This is a genomic window from Streptomyces mauvecolor (genome assembly GCF_039532965.1).
In the GTDB taxonomy this organism is placed as follows: domain Bacteria; phylum Actinomycetota; class Actinomycetes; order Streptomycetales; family Streptomycetaceae; genus Streptomyces; species Streptomyces violascens.
This window is the reverse complement of the sequence record NZ_BAAASQ010000029.1, coordinates 56,934-72,748: the sequence shown is the minus strand read 5'-3', so window position 1 is coordinate 72,748 and position 15,815 is coordinate 56,934. Positions and strand designations below refer to the sequence as shown.

The window sequence follows — 15,815 nt, the reverse complement described above, 5'->3', positions numbered from 1 at the left end:
TACGGTCCGTACGCAACCGGCTGACGCACTGTCACATCGCATGGGTATCCCGCCCCGATCCCGTGCATGCTCGGTTCTCGGCCGAAGTGGAAGCCGTTCTGTGAGCCCTCCGGCACCCTTCGGTGCGCAACACGGCCTGTGAGTCAGGCATTTGCCTGAACGGCAGGCGTCCCCCGGGGCGATGTGGGTGCCGGTTGCCGTGGTCCCCTTGAGTGTGCGGGTGATTACGCCCCGATATACACGAATGGAGACGAACTTCAGTGAGCAAGGTGCTGTTAGTGCATGCCAAGGGTGGTCCGCCGCTCGGTCACGTCCTCTCCCGGACGGCCGCGAGGGCGGACGTGCACCTGCTGGCGCTCAGTGCCCTTCCTCCCGTCGTGGCACGCGCCGCCCGGAGACTGTGCGCCTCGGTCGTGACACCCGCCGACGCGGAGCGCTCCGACCTGGTTTCGCTGATCGTCTCGCGGGCCGAGGACATAGGCGCGGACGCGGTGCTCACCTTCTCCGAGTACGCGGTCGTGGCCGTCGCCGAGGCCTGCGAGGCGCTCGGGCTCGCAGGGGCCGGCGGCGCCGCGGCGCTCGCGCGCGACAAGCGGCTGATGCGCCGCACCTGGCAGGAACACCGGCTGCCGCAGCCCGAGTTCCGTGCCGTCGACACCGAGGCGGACCTGCACAAGGCGGCCGAAGCACTGCCCTTCCCGCTGCTCCTCAAGGCGGCCTGGAGTGCCGGCTCCACCGCGCACCAGATCATCCGCACCCCGCGCGAACTGTCCGCCGCCTGGCACCGCTCCCATGAAGTCATGGCCGAATCGGCCCAGTTGGGGTATGCCGAACTCCACGTCGCCGAGGCGCAGGGCCACTTCGTGGTGGAGCAGATCGTGACCGGCACCGCACCGGACTGGTTCGACGAGCCCGGCTGGGGCGACTACGTCAGCGTCGAGGGCGTGGTGGCGGACGGCACCTTCCACCCGGTCTGCCTCAGCGGCCGGATGCCCACCGTCGAGCCGTTCACGGAACGCGCCGGCATCACCCCCGCCCTGCTGTCCCAGGACTCCCAGGACCGCGTAGTGGCGCTCGCGCGGGAGGCGGTCGACGCCCTCGGCCTGCGGGACTGCGGAACGCACACCGAGATCAAGCTCGGCGCGGACGGCAGCATGTGGCTGATCGAGACGGCCGCCCGGTTCGGCGGTGCGATGACCGTGCCGCAGATCGAGGACGTCTTCGGGCTCGACCTCGTCGGCATGCTCGTCGACCACCTCGTCGGACGTCCGGTCCACTGGCCCGAACAGGCCCTCACCCCGGCGCAGGCGCGCGGCGCGGCGGGCTCGCTCGTCGTCCTCGCGGTCGACGGCCGGGGCGATGCCTGGCGCGACCGCAAGGTGTGGGACTTCCCGGTCGTCGCCAAGGAGGTGCCCCTCAGCGCGGGCAGCGACCTGTCGGTGGTCGCGGAGAGTTCGCTCGCCGACGGAAGCGTCGTACCGGTCTACGACCCGGCCGCGGGCGCCAACACCATGGCAGCCCTGTGCCTGCTCTCCGCCACCGACGCGCGCACGGTGCTGCGGGACTTCGAGACGCTGGTGGACGCCCTGCCGCACGTCCTGCCCGCCGCGCGGCCCGAGGAGGTCTCCGCGTGACCGCCCCGCTGTTCACCGGCGCCTGCGAGCCGGCCACGGACCGCACCGTCGTCGGCGAGAACCTCTCCCTGCCGCTCTTCCGCACCCTCTCCGGAGTGCTGGCCGGCCACCCCTACCTCAAGGTCGTCGTCGACCGTGCCGCGAACACCTGGCACCTCCTTGACACGGCGGCGCACCCCTTCCACGTCAACTACATCGCCACCCGCGTGCTCGGCATGGAACTGGCCGAACTGGACGCGACCCTGGACGCGTTCAACGCCTCCGTCTATGCGGACCCGGCACGGCGCTTCCTCCTCGGCGTGCTGTCCCTGCACACCGACGAGGACGCCGAGGGCCGCGAGCGCACCTTCCTCGTCCTGGAGACGACCGAGGCCGACACCATGAACGGCGAACTCCTCCAATTCTTCTACGCGTTCGTACGGCAACGGGTCGACGGCCGGCTCCCGGTGCTGCTCAAGCCGGCCAACCACGGGCAGGAGGAGGAGCTGGCGACGATCGGTGAACAGCGCCTGCCGCGCATCCTGAGCCACGAACTCTTCGGATCCCGGGTCCGCACGCCGCTGAACCCCGGCGAGGCCGTCGGACGGCTGCGGTTCTTCCGGACGGACGAGGAGTACGCGGCCGCGGCGGGCGAGCTCGGCTGGGCGGACATCGTGGCCATGCCGTGCCTGCCGGACGACGTTCCCCGGACGGCCGGATTCCTCAACACCGCGCCGATCACCCCGCTTTCCCACACCAACGTCCTGGCCTCCGGCTGGGGGATACCCAACGCCATCGTGCGCGACCTGGAACAGCTCGTCGAGAAGGACGACCTGAACGGCGCGTGGGTCCGCTACCAGGTGCGCGAGGACGAGATCTCCCTGGAGCGCCTCGACCGGGAACCGGCCCTGCGGGCGCCGGCCTGGCACCAGCAGCGCATCCGCCTCGAACCGCCCCTGCTCGAAGACGCCCCCGTCCTGTCCCTGCACCGGCTGCGCGGCGCCGACCGCGACCGCTACGGCACCAAGGCAGCCAATCTCGGCGAGCTGCACCACGTACTCGACAGCCGCACCGCCGACCTGACCGCCTTCTACGGACGGCCCCGCCCGCCGCGCGACGACCTCTACGGACACCTCGCCGCCCGGCTCGGCCTCGACGCGCCCTCGATGCCCCAACTCCGGTCCAGGGCGGCCGAGTTCGTATCGGCGACGGTCGGCGCCCCGGACGGCGTGGCGCTCCCCTTCGCGCTCCAGCAGCACTTCCTCGCCTCCTCGCCCGCCATCCAGCAGGGCATCGGCAAGCTCAAAATGGCACTCGAACTCGACGCCATCGACGCCCTGGATCCGATCTGTCTGCAACTCCAACAGCTGATCCGGCACACGCCGGTACCCGAGTCCGTCATCCGCCAGATCGGCCAGGCCTTCGCCGCCCCGCCCGGCGAGCACGTCCGCCTGGTGGTGCGCTCCTCGTCCAACGCAGAGGACCTGCCCGGGTTTTCCGCGGCCGGCGTCTACGACTCCGTGACCACCGTCCACGGCACCGGCGAACTCCTGGACGCGGTACGCCAGGTGTGGGCGTCCCTGGTGTCACCCCGCAGTGTGCGGCTGCGCCACCAGGTGGGGATCTCCCTCGACGACACGTACATGGGCGTGATCATCCAGGAGTACGTGCCCGCCTCCCTCGGCGGCGTCCTCGTGACCTGCGACCCGACCCGGCGCGCGGACTTCCGCAACGTCTACCTCAACTGTTCCCCCGGCTCCCCGGAGCGGGTCGTGGAGGGCTCGGTGCTGCCGCAGCAGTACCTGTACAACACGGTGGAGGGCGGCGGCCGCACCGTGGCCCTCGGCTCCTGGGGCGACGATCTGCCCGCCACCACCCGCGCCCGGCTCGCCGACCTGTCCCTGACGGGGCGGCTCCTGCAGTCCCACTTCAGCGAGGCCGACGTGGACAGGCCGCTGGACATCGAGTGGCTCATGACCGAACGGGGCGACTTCCGGCTGGTCCAGATCCGCCCGTACGCGCTGTGAGCCCGGGCACGACGGGTGCGGGCACCGGTTTGACGCCCACCGGTTTGACGCGCACCGCCCATCGGATCATCCGCCTCAACTACGGCTTCCAGCTGCTGTTCAACCTGCTGTGGTGGATGCCGGTGTTCTACGCCTACCAGAAGCAGGCCGGACTCTCCGACGGCCAGATCTTCGGCATCCAGAGCATCTACTACGTGGCCTTCTGCCTGTTCGAGATCCCGACCGGCCTGATCGCCGACCGGATCGGCGCCCGCAACTGCCTGCGGGCCGGCGCGGTGGTGATGACAGCGGCCAACCTGGCTCCCGTCGTGAGCGCCTCGTACACCGGCTTCCTCCTCCACTTCCTCGCCATCGCCATGGGCCGCTCGCTCACCTCGGGGGCGGCGAGTGCCTACCTGTACGACGGGCTGCGGGCCGAGAACTGCGAGGAGCACTATCTGAAGGCGGAGGGCACCGCGCGGGCCTGGGGGCTTGCGGCGAAGGTCGTGTGCTGGCCGCTGGTCGGGCCGTTGATGTCGATTGCCCACACGGCCCCGTACGTGCTCAGCGCCGCCAGTGCCGCGGGTTCCCTCGCCTGCGCGGTCGGGCTGCCCCGGCTCGCCGGAACGGATGGAGGGACGGGGGCGTCGGCCGCCGCTCGGAAGGACGGAGGGCGCAGAGGCCGGGCGTTCCTGCGGGACGCGGGTGCCGCGTTGCGCTGCGTCGCCTCGTCGCGATGGCTGGGCCTGGTGATGGTGCAGGGCGTTGCGGTCTTCACACTGTCCCGCATCTGCCAGGTCAACCTCTTCCAGCCGATCCTGCTGGACCACGGGATCAAGGAGGCCTCCCACGGCGGAGTGCTTGCCGCGATGACGGTGGCGGAGGCGGTGGGATCGGCCCGCCCCCAGTGGCTGAGCCGTCGCGTGACACCGGTCGCCTGGGTGTCGATCCTCAGCCTCGCCCTTGCGGGCACGCTGGCGGCGATGACACTGGGCGGCCCGTGGGCCGTGGTCGCCCTGCTCTGCCTGTTCGCCGCGGCGACCGGCTTCGTGTACCCGGTGCAGCGCAAGCTGGTGAACGACGCCGTGCCCGCGAACGCCCCGCGTGCCACGCTCCTGTCGGTGGAGAGCATCGTGGACCGCGCGGTGTGCGCCCTGGCCGCGATCGCCGTGGGCGCCTACGTCTCCGCCGGTCGTCTGGACGCCCTGCTGTGGCACAGCGCGCTCGCGACCGCGGTGCTGCTGGGGGCCGTTCAACTCCTGCTGCGCAGCGGGGTGGTGAAACGCGATCGAGCTGCGGTCGAGGCCCCTGCGGCGGAGGCATGGAGCAGCTGAACGACGGTGCCCCGGGTCAGAGGGTGAGCAGCCGGACGAGCAACACCGTCACCGTGCCGACAGTGAGTATCGATCCCAGCACGGTGAACAGCTGGTCGAGACCCTTCATGTCCCAGCCCTCGATCGCGAACCGGTGGGGGTTGTCCGGGTCGTACCGGACCACGACATGTGCTCCCACCCGGAAGCCGCTTCCGACGGTTCCGCGGCCGAACCTGGAGGAGCACTCGTACGTGCGCCCGTCCCGCGCGGTCCAGGCCGCCACAGGGTGGTGATGGGTGATGCCGTCGTCCCGCTCGACGTCGTGGCGGACGATCCGAGCCTCGGCAGTGACACCTCTGCGGCGGAGCACGGCGGCCTGGCGGAGGCCGTACACACCGAAGCCGAGGGAGAGCATGCCGATGGTCAGGGGGATGAGGGAGAAGAGCCATTCACGTTCCACGTGGTGCTTGACGTGTGTACAGGGCTGCCGGTTGCAGGTGAGGAGAGAGTGACAATCGGCAGGTGCTTGGTACTCGTTGCCTGTTACGGAGTACGCACGAAGCCGGCGCCGGCATGCAGGTGGCGGTTCCGCCACCGCGGCGCGCAGGTTTCACCGAGTCGGCTTGGTCTCATCGGCGCGCCCGTATATGGCGCAGCTCGTTGTGCGGACCGCCGTCAGGGCGATGGAACACCGTCGCCTTGAGCAGCTCAGGTCGTCCTTCCCGGAGCCACCACCTATACGGCGATGGCCGCCCACTGGCCCCGCGACTCCGGGCCGTTCGCCAAGCCGATGAACGAGATCCCCAAGGTCGTGTTAGCGGCGGCGCCGTCGGCCACGTCTTCGCGGCGCATCCGTGACAACACGTTGAGCGCTTCCGCGGGCTCAACTGCTCCGACCCTCGGGCACGGAAGCTGCGATCGGCGACAGCAGTGAAGCCGCACGGCTGAGAACCCCCCGAATTGCGCTTGAGCGCCGGCCGGAATGCCCGCGCGGTGGCCATCGACGGGGGCAGGGACGGTCCCGTGTGCACGGGCGCAGGTGATGGCTCGCCCACGGTTGCCTCAGGCTTTCCACAGCCTGTCTGCGCTGTCGTGCACTCCGCCTTGACCTGGGATTTCCTGATGTCGAGCCGTAGCGTCTCCCCTGACGGAAGGGGACTGTATGGACCGGAACATCTACACGGTCGAGGACGTGCTGAAGCTTCTGGACGGCCTGTTCGCGCCCGGGGCCGATCGCTGGACGAGCGGTGCGGCCACCTGGTGGGACGACTTCTATACCGACCGCTCCAAGCCCGTGCCGTTCTTCGCGGCGAAACCGGACGAGAACCTGGCTTCCTACCTCGACCACGAGCTCATCACTCCGGGACGGGCGCTCGACCTCGGCTGCGGTCCCGGGCGCAACGCCCTCCACCTTGCCTCACACGGTTTCCAGGTGGACGCCGTCGACCTGTCCCCGACGGCCATCGCCTGGGCTCAAGAGCGCGCTCTGCAGGCCGGAGCCGACATCCGATTCCGCTGTGCGGACGCCTTCAGCCTCACTGCGGCCGAGCTGAACGGACCCTACGACCTCGTCTACGACTCGGGCTGCTTCCACCACCTGCCACCCCATCGCCGCATCAGCTACCTCGACCTCCTCGACCGACTGCTCGCCCCCGGCGGCCATTTCGCCCTCACCTGCTTCGCTCCCGGCGAGAGCGGAGCCTCCACGCTTCCCGACACGGCCTTCTACCGCGACGCCCGCCTCCACGGCGGACTCGCCTACACCTCGCAGGACCTGCGCAGGATCTTCTCCCGCCTCGCCGAGGTGGAGATCCGGCGCATGCACGACGAACCGGCCGAGTCCGCCCGCTTCGGCGAACCCTTCCTGTGGACAGCGCTGTTCCGCCGCAACGCCCAGGCGTAGTGCGGGTGGCGGGATCAGGGTGTGGGGCGCAGGCGTGCGGCGGCGGTGGTGATGGCCGGATAGCGGGGGACGGCGGCCAGGGAACTGCCGGTGAGCCACTGCTTCCAGGTGAGGTTCCAGTCGCCGTAGCCGTTGTCGAAGACGGTCATGGGAGTGCCGTAGCCGTGGATGACGTCGACGATGTCGCCGGGGCTGATGGTGTCGTAGAACCAGGCGGCGTCGTCGTTGGACATGCCGGTGCAGCCGTGGCTGACGTTCTCGGCACCCTGGGATTCGAGGGACCAGGGGGCGGCGTGGACATACTCGCCGCTCCAGGTGAGGCGGGTGGCGTAGGAGACGGGGAGGTCGTAGAACTCGCTGGTGCCGCGGGCGATACCGACCGAGTCGCCCCGCATGCGTACGGTGCGTTCCTTGCCCAGGACCACCTTGATGCCCTCGCGGGTGCGGAAACCCTCCTTGCCGGTGGTCACCGCGATCGTTCTGATCGTGTGGCCGTTGCGTTTGACGGTCATCTCGTGCTCCGCGACATCGGTGATGGCTTCGATCCGGTCACCGGTGGTGAGGGTGAGCGGCTGTGAGGGTCCGCCGTACAGCCTGTCGGTGACGTGGACCCGGTCGAGGCCGCTGCGTACCTGGATGGTGGCGTGGGCGGGCCAGTACGTCTGCGGCCGGTAGTGGAGCGTGCTGTCGTCCACCCAGTACCAGGTGCCCTGCACGGCGGGCTCGGAGGTGACCTGCAGGGACCGTTCGACCAGCCTGCGTGCCTGGCGGTCGGCTGCCGGGACGGGCTGGGACAGTTCGGCGACGACGGGCTGGCCCACTCCGTAGACGCCGGGCGTGGGACCGAAGGCGGCGGTGAGCCTGTTGCCCGGTGGCGGCGGCGCGGTCTCCAGGGCCCAACTGGCCTGTCCGGGCAGGCCGTCCTCGTCCTCGGCCATGGCTCGGAGGAGGTAGCGGGTGCCGGCGCGCAGCGGTGTCGTACTGTGCCAGCAGGCGCCGTCGTCGCTGATCCGGCCCGCCAGGTGTCTCCCCTGCGCATCGGTGACGCTCACATCCGTGAGCCGGCCGTCCGCCCTCAGACGGATCGTCAGCGAGCCGGCGGGGTCAGCCAACGGCGTCACGGACTCCGGGTCCAAGTCCACACGCTGGATCGGCAGTTGATGCCCGTCGTCATCAGCCGTATGCGGCCGGTCGTCGCCCCCGGAACCCGCGGCCTCGCACGCGCCGACGGAACAGGTCTTGGTGCACTGGCTGCCCACAGGCTCCTTCCCCGCCACGGCCTCCAGTGCCGTGTCCGCGAGGAGGGGCACTGTTGAGCGGGTATGGAGCGATGGAGTGAGCATGGGCGCCGCGGCTGCCATGGTCATGGCACCTGCCGCGACGAGCGCCATGCTCCAGTTCCTGACCCGGGGTCTCACCGAGCAGCCCTCCCAAGCGTCGACAGCGGGATGGCGTCATCAGAGCAGACCGCGTGAGGACCATATGACCGCGTCGTTGCCGATGGGTCCGAACGGGTGCAGCGGACCGCCCGGTTGAACCAACGGTCCTGAGCAGGGGGTGGTCGGTCCTGGCCGGCGGGCGGCGGAAGGCCGTGTGTGTCCAGGCCCGGCAGGGCGCGAAGGCTGGTGTCGGCGTCCGGTCCACCGGGGCACGGTTGAGGACCGGGCGCCGACCAAAGTGCGGCCTCCCCCACGGACGGCCGCTCACGCAGCATGTCACGGGGCTCGGGTGCCTGGGAAACATAAGGCATTCAAGTGACCGAAATCGTGTCATGTCTGTGATCGGTGCCCTGCGTGGGTGTTTGGGCGCGGACCCGGCGGTTGCTGCCGGGGGGCGGGGCCGGCCGGTTCCGCGTCGCGCTGCGCCGCGTGTTTCGCAAGACCCCGGACAAGGACAACAACCTCCGTTCTCCTTTTGGGAGTTGGGCCGGACGGGGCGTGTCGCAGTCGGGCGCCTTGTTGAGGCGGCCCGGGGTCGGGGCGCCGGTCGGCCGGGCCGAGTGCTGGCGCGGGGGCGGCGGGCCGGGTTTTGGGATGTGGCCGGGTGGGGGAGATCTCACACGTGGACCTGATCCCCACCATCGATCTGACTGCCCCCGACCCGGCCCGGATCGACCGCGCTCTCCAGAACGCCGGCTTCCTCCTGGTCACGGGTCATGGCATCGACCCCTCGCTGCCCGCTGCCATCCGCGAGACCGCACGCGCCTTCTTCCGCCTCCCCGCCTCGGCCAAGCAGCCGTACGCCGTGAAGGTGGGCGGGCGGGGGTGGCTGGGCCCGGGGGCCGAGGCCAACGGCTATGCCGAGGGCACCGAGACTCCGCCGGACCTGAAGGAGTCGCTGTCCTTCGCCGCCGAGCAGCCCACCGGGGACGCGGCCGTCGACGCGGAGTGGTTCGCGCCCAACACCTGGCCCTTCGAGGTCCCGGACCTCGAACCGCTCCTCGCCGACTACCTCGCCGGGATGAAGGCGCTCTCCGACCGCCTCCTGGAGCTCCTGGCCGTGGCCCTCGGCCGCCCCGAAGACTTCTTCACCCGGCACACCGGCCACCCCACCTGGGGGTTCAACATCAACTGGTATCCCGGGACGGACACCGTCGGCGCCCCGCAGCCCGGCCAGTTCCGGATCGGACCCCACACCGACTTCGGGACGGTGACGGTCCTGGACCGGCAGCACGGCAAGGGCGGGCTTCAGGTCTTCTCCGACCGGCACGGCTGGCAGGACGCTCCGTACGACCCCGCCGCGCTGACCGTCAACATCGGTGACCTGATGGCCCGTTGGACCGACGGCCGCTGGAAGTCGGGCCGCCACCGGGTGCTGCCACCACCCGCCGACGCCCCCGCGGAAGAACTGCTCTCGCTGGTGTACTTCTACGAGTGCGACCCCGGCACGGACGTCCGGGGCATCGATTCCCACACTTACCTGCGGGCCCAGCTGGACGCGATCACGGCCGACTGACACAGCCGTCCCCGGGCTCGGCCGGCCGCCCTACGAGCGGTGATCCTTCAAGTCCGCCGGGTTGCGGCCGTCCCTGGCGGGCCGGAACGTGGCCGGGAATTCTCGGTGAGGGGCTTGAAGCTGCCGCTGCGGCAGCTTCTACCGTTCTGAGCAGGGCCGGAGAAACCGGCCCGGTGAAGTGCTCGTGGGGGAGGCGGCGATGGCCTGGCCGATCGCGGAGGTCGCCCGGATATCGGGTGTGACGGCCCGGACGCTGCGGCCTTACGACGAGATCGGCCTGCTGCCACCCGCCCGGATCGGCGCCAACGGCCGCCGCCACTACGAGGAGCGGCAGTTGCTGCAGCTCCAGCAGATCCTCGTGCTGCGGGCCCTGGGCGTGGGGCTGGTGGAAATCGGCCGGGTCCTGGCCGAACAGGTCGACGAACTGGAGGCCCTGCGCGGCCACCACCGCCAACTGCTGGCCGAGCGCGACCGGCTGGACACCCTGGCCGCCACCGTCGCCCGCACGATCACCGAACTGGAACGGTCCAGGAAGGACGGCACACCCGTGACCGGCATCAACCGGCCGGAGAACCTCTTCGAGGGCATCCGGCCCGCCCGCTACATGAAGGGCCTGCGTGACTTCCCGGAACTGGTCGGGGCCATCGAACGACACAACTCGGCGCTGAGCGAGGCCGAGATCGAGGCCGACGAGCGCGAGCGCACCGCACAGATGATCCGGCTGGCCGAGCTCCTGGCCGCCGGTCTGCCCGCCGACTCCGATGAGGTACAGGCGGAGATCGACACCCAGTACCGCACGCTGGCCCGGATCCGGCCCGCCACCGCCGAGGAATACCGGGCGATCGGGCGTTCCTGTGTGGAGAACGAACACTGGCGCGCCGCCTACGAGTCGATCGCACCGGGCCTGGCCGCGTACCATCGCGACGCCATCGGCGCGTACGCCACCACCCGCCTTGGCTGAACCGGTCCGGCCGGCTTTGCGAGCCGACCTCGCGGCGGCGGCCCGCCGAAGCAGCTGCTGTCGGACTCGGAGCGGTCCACATGAGGTGTCCCGGGCTGGTGGCGCCGGGAGCTACGCGTCCGCCCCGGGGCGCGTCATCCGCTCGCGGCGTCTTCGGGCTCCCAGCGCAGCAGGTCGCCCGGCTGGCACTTGAGCACCTCGCAGAGCGCGGCGAGCGTGGCGAAGCGCACCGCCTTGGCGCGGCCGTTCTTGAGTACCGCCAGGTTGGCTGGAGTGATCCCTACGCGGTCCGCGAGTTCACCCACGGACATCTTCCGCCTGGCCAGCATCACGTCGATGTCGACGGTGATCGGCATCAGATCACCTCGTCCAACTCGGCCTGCATCCGAGCGGCTTCGACATCGCGCGCCACGGCCTGGGCGAGCAGCATCCGCAGCACGAGCACCATGAGCGCGACCCCCAGAATGGCCACCCCGATCCCGGCCATGATGACGCTGACGCCCGGGTCGTCCCGCTGGCCCGGTGCGTTGACGATCGTGACCGCGAACCACACGAGGGACGCCGCCACGATCGCGCCGATCAGGATGTCCACGTACCGGAAAGCGGCGTGGGAGAACACGGTGCCGCGTCGCACCATCGCCACCAGCCGCCATACGCAGACCAGGGCGACCTGGGCCGACATCATGCCCAGGATCGTGATCACGCGCAGCGCGGTCAGCGGGACCGACCCGTCCTCCGGGTCGCTCCCGCTCACCAATGCCCACACCATCCCTGCCTGTACGAACACGGTGCCGGCGAGCACCACCGCGAGCACGGCGCGCAACGCACGCACTGCCAGCTTTCCCATGACCCATCCCTCCATCGACTTGCGATGGGAATCTATCGAATATCGATAGGTGTGGCAAGGGCTGGAAGGAGGAAGGGAGAGCAGATCAGTCGGCGGTGCTCGGCGACCGGTGGTGGTACCAGACCTGATGGAAGTCGCCGAAGCAGGGCGAGCCCTCTTCGGCGGGCGACCCTTCCGGCTCGCGCCATCCGCCGTAACCTCCTGGCGCTGCGCTGTGGCGGATGCGCGGAGGGAACTCGTGTTCATGGTGTGTCGGGCCGGTCGACCGGGTCCGGGACTTCGTCACCAGCCGCGGCGCATAGTCCGCCGGGGTGGGGGAGCGTTCGCTGCTTACTGTGACCGGTGGGTTGAGTGGCCGTCGCGGTCAGGTGTGCAGGCGGCTGTTGGGGCCGTCCTGGTCGGCGGTGTTGTCGTCGTCGTTGAACCAGTAGTCGCCGGCGGCCAGGTATCTGAATGAGTGGCTGCTCTTGCTGGGCAGCTCGATGGTGACGGCGCGGCTGCCGTCCTCGCGAGGCGTCAGGGTGTGAATGCCGGGCTGCCAGTTGTTGAAGTCGCCCACCACGCTGACCGGGCCGGGTGGTGTGTCGGCCGGGAGGATGAATGTGACTTCGGTGCGGTTCTTGCGCGGTGTGCGGTTCAGCACCAGCGGGCTCCTGAGGGTGGCGGCGACGAGGATGGGGGACAGGGGTCCATCGTCGGCGTCCGGCGAGCCGGCCGCTCGCCGACACCGCCGTAAGGGGCCCGGCGTCAACCGCCCGGCCCAGCCGGTGCACATGCGGCGAATCGCCGGGTTTGGCAGCACCCACAGCGGGCTACACGCGTAATGCCGCGACGGCTTGTCGCAGCCGTGGCCTGACCAGTGTTTCGCCTGACACCGTCCGACGGAGGAGACACCGATGACCGACACTTCACGCGAGCCGACCACCAGCGATTCCGGTGCTCCGGTGGAGAGTGACGAACACTCGCTCACCGTCGGCCCCGGCGGGCCAGTCCTACTGCAGGACTCCTACCTGATCGAGCAAATGGCGCAGTTCAACCGGGAGCGGATCCCCGAGCGGCAGCCGCACGCCAAGGGGAGTGGTGCCTTCGGGCATTTCGAAGTGACCGGCGATGTCAGTGCCTACACCAAAGCCGCTGTGTTCCAGCCCGGTGCCAGGACCGAACTGGTCACCCGGTTCTCCACGGTCGCGGGGGAACGCGGCAGCCCGGACACCTGGCGGGACCCGCGCGGATTCGCGGTGAAGTTCTACACCAGCGAGGGCAACTACGACATGGTGGGTAACAACACCCCCGTGTTCTTCGTCAAGGATCCGATGAAGTTCCAGCACTTCATCCGGTCCCAGAAGCGCCGGGCGGACAACAATCTGCGCGACCACGACATGCAGTGGGATTTCTGGACCCTCTCGCCGGAGTCGGCCCACCAGGTCACGTGGCTCATGGGTGACCGTGGCATCCCCCGCACCTGGCGCCACATGAATGGATACACCTCCCACACCTACATGTGGATCAACGCCCAAGGCGAGCGCTTCTGGGTGAAGGGGGCTTCCACCCTGATCGTGGACACAGGTTGTCATGCAGCGATGGCCAGGGTAGTTGATCTCTGTTCGAAGACGGCGGGTGCGAGGTAGCCGACCGCGGAGTGCCTGCGCTGGTGGTTGTAGAAGCCGAGCCAGTGGAACACCGCGAGGCGGGCGGCCCGTTCAGTGGGCCAGCCGCGGCGGCCGGGCAGGATCTCCCGTTTGAGCGAGGCGAAGAACGACTCGGCTGCCGCGTTGTCCGCGCTCGAACCCACGGCTCCCATTGATCGGCGGATCCCGGCCGTGCGGCAGGCGTCGGCGAACGCCTTCGAACCGTACTGGGCTCCGTGATCGCTGTGAAAGATCACGCCGTCGACCCGGCCGCCGCGAGTGCGGACAGCCGCGACCAGAGCGTCGGTGACGAGCTCGGTACGCATGTGATCAGCGATCGACCAGCCCAGCAGGCGCCGCGAGTAGACGTCGATGACCGTGGCCAGATAGAGGAACCGCCCACCGCTGATCGGCAGGTAAGTGATGTCGCCGATCCATGCGGTGTCCGGGCTGGCGGCGGTGAAGTTGCGCTGCAGCAGGTCCGGCACCGCCTGGCGGTCCGGATCAGGGATCGTCGTGCGGTGCCGTCTCCTCAACCTCCGGCCCACGATGGTGTGTTGGCGCATCAGCCGCTCGACGCGTTTGCGGTTGACGAGCAGTCCGTTCCCGCGGAGCTCGGCGGTGACCCGCCTGGACCCGTACGTCTTCCCGGACGCGGTGTGGATCGTGCGTATCCGCCCGGTCAGTACCGCATCGGCGGCCTTCCTCGCAGCCCTGGCCGGCGCGGTCTTCAACCAGCGATAGAACCCGGACCTCGAGAGGTTCAGCACGGTGCACAGCCGCTTCACGCCGAAGGCGTCACGGTGGTCGGCGACGAACTGGAAACGGCTCACCAGCTGGTCTCGCCCGCAAAATATTTGGCCGCCCGGCGCAGGATGTCGCGTTCCATCTCCAGCTCGCGGACCCGCTTGCGCAAGGCGGCGATTTCAGCATCCTTCGCCGACTCGGTCACGGCCTCAGGACGCGCGTGCTTGTCCGCGGTCTTCACCCACTGCCGCAGCGTCTCGTGGTTCACACCCAGCTCGGCTGCGATCTGCGAGACCGGACGGTCCGCCGAACGCACCAACTCGACGGCGTCAGCCCGGAACTCCGCCGGGTATTTGTAGGTCCCCACCTGGGACTCCTCTCCTGGACTCAAGATCCAGTGTCGAGGTGTCCACGATCAAGGTGGAGGGCCCCACCACTGCCCGCGAGGTGCGGCGCGGGCAGCTGGCCGACGCGATCACGGGGATCTTCGAGGACTCGGGCGGCACCTACGGCTCCCCGAAGGTCTGGCTCGTCCTGGTCCGCGGAGGCTGGCGCNGGGACTCCTCTCCTGGACTCAAGATCCAGTGTCGAGGTGTCCACGATCAAGGTGGAGGGCCCAAGTACCACTTCAAGACCGATCAGGGCATCGAGTACTTCACTCAGGACGAGGCCGACCAGATGGCATCGGCCGACACCGACTACCACACGCGTGATCTCTTCGAGCACATCCGCGACGGCGCGTACCCGAGCTGGACCCTGCATGTGCAGGTCATGCCGTACGAGGACGCGGCGGAATACCGGTTCAACCCGTTCGACCTGACGAAGGTGTGGCCCCACAGCGACTACCCGCTGATCGAGGTGGGCCGGATGACCCTTGACCGCAATCCCACCGACCATCATGCGGAGATCGAGCAGGCGGCCTTCCAGCCGAACAACCTCGTTCCCGGGGTCGGCCCCAGCCCGGACCGAATGCTGCTGGCCCGGCTGTTCTCGTACGCGGACGCACACCGGCACCGGATCGGCGGCAACTATCAGCAACTGCCCGTCAACGCTCCGGTCGTTCCGGTGAACACGTACTCCAAGGACGGGGCGATGGCGTACCGCAAGACCGCCGACCCGGTCTACGCACCGAACTCGAAGGGCGGCCCCGCGGCCGACACCGGCCGGTACGGGAATCCGCCCAGCTGGCACACCGACGGGGAGATCACACGGTCGGCCTACGTCTCTCATGCCGAGGACGACGACTGGGGCCAGCCAGGCACCCTGGTGCGGGAGGTCATGGACGACGCGGCCCGGGACCGGCTGGTGGACAACGTGGTGGGTCACCTCCTCAACGGGGTCACCGAGCCGGTCCTGCGACGAGCCTTCGAGTACTGGTCCAACATCGACAAGTCGATCGGTGAGCGCATCGAACGGGGAGTTCGCGCCAAGGCGGACGAGAAGGACCCCAAGGCCGCGGAGCAGAGCAACCCTGCGCGGCGGGACATGCAGGAAAAGGCCTGACCGCGGGAACAGGGCCTCATGGTGTCCCGCCGTGGCCCCCCGCCGGGAAGGCGAGCGGGGTGGCACTGCCCTGGGCCAGGTTTGGGCCTGACGGGCGTGCGTACCCGTACGACAGTCGTAGGTGTCCGACGAACCAAGGGAGTGATCGAATGTCCGGCAACAAGAAGGCCAAGGCGAAGTCTGAGCAGGTCAAGGGCAAGGCCAAGGAGGCGGTGGGACGCGCTGTGGGCAACGAGAGCATGGAAGCGAAGGGCCGTGCCGAGCAGGCCAAGGGAGACGCGCGCCAGGCCAAGGAGAAGGCCAAGGACGTCTTCAAGCACTGACCCGCTGCCGGGACGT

13 protein-coding genes and 2 pseudogenes are annotated in these 15,815 nt (G+C 69.4%); 9 read left to right on the top strand and 6 right to left on the bottom strand.

Annotated elements, in window-relative coordinates:
* Positions 1 to 377: 377 nt before the first annotated feature.
* From ABD346_RS31790 to ABD346_RS31780, 3 genes are read left to right on the top strand one after another with little or no spacing between them, the layout of a single operon-like run.
* Positions 378 to 1,634 (top strand): ATP-grasp domain-containing protein, encoded by a 1,257-nt coding sequence (locus ABD346_RS31790; protein WP_425583042.1) that lies wholly within the window; start codon positions 378 to 380, stop codon positions 1,632 to 1,634.
* Positions 1,631 to 3,640 (top strand): PEP/pyruvate-binding domain-containing protein, encoded by a 2,010-nt coding sequence (locus tag ABD346_RS31785; protein ID WP_344379562.1) that lies wholly within the window; start codon positions 1,631 to 1,633, stop codon positions 3,638 to 3,640. Before ABD346_RS31790 ends, ABD346_RS31785 begins: the two co-directional genes overlap by 4 nt.
* Positions 3,637 to 4,953 (top strand): MFS transporter, encoded by a 1,317-nt coding sequence (locus ABD346_RS31780; protein ID WP_381228985.1) that lies wholly within the window; start codon positions 3,637 to 3,639, stop codon positions 4,951 to 4,953. The genes ABD346_RS31785 and ABD346_RS31780 overlap by 4 nt, the downstream gene beginning before the upstream one ends.
* 16 nt (positions 4,954 to 4,969) lie before the next feature.
* Here ABD346_RS31780 and ABD346_RS31775 read toward each other — a convergent pair whose 3' ends face one another.
* Positions 4,970 to 5,392 (bottom strand): DUF3592 domain-containing protein, encoded by a 423-nt coding sequence (locus ABD346_RS31775; RefSeq protein ID WP_344379559.1) that lies wholly within the window; start codon positions 5,390 to 5,392, stop codon positions 4,970 to 4,972.
* Between the two features lie 702 nt (positions 5,393 to 6,094).
* Between ABD346_RS31775 and ABD346_RS31770 the strand changes: the two genes are divergently transcribed.
* Positions 6,095 to 6,835 (top strand): class I SAM-dependent methyltransferase, encoded by a 741-nt coding sequence (locus tag ABD346_RS31770; protein ID WP_344379557.1) that lies wholly within the window; start codon positions 6,095 to 6,097, stop codon positions 6,833 to 6,835.
* A gap of 14 nt (positions 6,836 to 6,849) precedes the next feature.
* Here the strand turns inward: ABD346_RS31770 and ABD346_RS31765 are convergent, their stop codons facing one another.
* A complete protein-coding gene (locus tag ABD346_RS31765; protein WP_344379555.1) occupies positions 6,850 to 8,226 on the bottom strand; it encodes a L,D-transpeptidase in 1,377 nt (458 codons plus the stop codon).
* Between the two features lie 676 nt (positions 8,227 to 8,902).
* On the opposite strand from ABD346_RS31765, the gene ABD346_RS31760 reads away from it, so the two are divergent.
* Positions 8,903 to 9,790 carry an isopenicillin N synthase family dioxygenase gene (locus ABD346_RS31760; RefSeq protein ID WP_381229006.1) on the top strand — a complete coding sequence of 296 codons (888 nt, stop codon included), beginning with the start codon at positions 8,903 to 8,905 and terminating at the stop codon, positions 9,788 to 9,790.
* A 199-nt stretch (positions 9,791 to 9,989) separates the two neighbouring features.
* The gene (locus ABD346_RS31755; protein WP_344379554.1) at positions 9,990 to 10,751 is read left to right on the top strand and encodes a MerR family transcriptional regulator; all 762 of its coding nucleotides are present in this window, start codon (positions 9,990 to 9,992) and stop codon (positions 10,749 to 10,751) included.
* 134 nt (positions 10,752 to 10,885) lie between these two features.
* Here ABD346_RS31755 and ABD346_RS31750 read toward each other — a convergent pair whose 3' ends face one another.
* From ABD346_RS31750 to ABD346_RS31740, 3 genes are all read right to left on the bottom strand, one after another.
* Entirely contained in the window at positions 10,886 to 11,107 is a 222-nt protein-coding gene (locus ABD346_RS31750; RefSeq protein ID WP_344379553.1) for a helix-turn-helix domain-containing protein, read from the bottom strand.
* Entirely contained in the window at positions 11,107 to 11,598 is a 492-nt protein-coding gene (locus ABD346_RS31745; protein ID WP_344379552.1) for a DUF2975 domain-containing protein, read from the bottom strand. Before ABD346_RS31745 ends, ABD346_RS31750 begins: the two co-directional genes overlap by 1 nt.
* A gap of 364 nt (positions 11,599 to 11,962) precedes the next feature.
* Entirely contained in the window at positions 11,963 to 12,241 is a 279-nt protein-coding gene (locus ABD346_RS31740) for an isoamylase early set domain-containing protein (protein ID WP_344379550.1), read from the bottom strand.
* A 253-nt stretch (positions 12,242 to 12,494) separates the two neighbouring features.
* Here ABD346_RS31740 and ABD346_RS31735 point away from each other — a divergent pair.
* Positions 12,495 to 13,136: pseudogene (locus ABD346_RS31735) on the top strand (catalase); the annotation flags it as partial.
* Between the two features lie 32 nt (positions 13,137 to 13,168).
* Here ABD346_RS31735 and ABD346_RS31730 read toward each other — a convergent pair.
* Positions 13,169 to 14,340, bottom strand: a protein-coding gene (locus tag ABD346_RS31730; RefSeq protein WP_425583041.1) for an IS3 family transposase whose coding sequence is annotated in 2 segments (ribosomal slippage) — positions 13,169 to 14,076 and positions 14,076 to 14,340 — 1,173 coding nt in all. Because the reading frame shifts where the segments join, the coding sequence is not laid out codon by codon here.
* A 251-nt stretch (positions 14,341 to 14,591) separates the two neighbouring features.
* Here ABD346_RS31730 and ABD346_RS31725 point away from each other — a divergent pair.
* Positions 14,592 to 15,476 (top strand): annotated as a pseudogene (locus ABD346_RS31725) (catalase); the annotation flags it as partial.
* Between the two features lie 149 nt (positions 15,477 to 15,625).
* Positions 15,626 to 15,799 (top strand): CsbD family protein, encoded by a 174-nt coding sequence (locus ABD346_RS31720; RefSeq protein ID WP_189959556.1) that lies wholly within the window; start codon positions 15,626 to 15,628, stop codon positions 15,797 to 15,799.
* Positions 15,800 to 15,815 lie beyond the last annotated feature (16 nt).

Excerpts from the sequence above, each read along its gene's own strand:
- ABD346_RS31765 (WP_344379555.1), bottom strand. The coding sequence starts at position 8,226 with ATGGCGCTCGTCGCGGCAGGTGCCATGACCATGGCAGCCGCGGCGCCC.
- ABD346_RS31720 (WP_189959556.1), top strand. The coding sequence starts at position 15,626 with ATGTCCGGCAACAAGAAGGCCAAGGCGAAGTCTGAGCAGGTCAAGGGC.
- ABD346_RS31750 (WP_344379553.1), bottom strand. The coding sequence starts at position 11,107 with ATGCCGATCACCGTCGACATCGACGTGATGCTGGCCAGGCGGAAGATG.
- ABD346_RS31755 (WP_344379554.1), top strand. The coding sequence starts at position 9,990 with ATGGCCTGGCCGATCGCGGAGGTCGCCCGGATATCGGGTGTGACGGCC.
- ABD346_RS31745 (WP_344379552.1), bottom strand. The coding sequence starts at position 11,598 with ATGGGAAAGCTGGCAGTGCGTGCGTTGCGCGCCGTGCTCGCGGTGGTG.
- ABD346_RS31770 (WP_344379557.1), top strand. The coding sequence starts at position 6,095 with ATGGACCGGAACATCTACACGGTCGAGGACGTGCTGAAGCTTCTGGAC.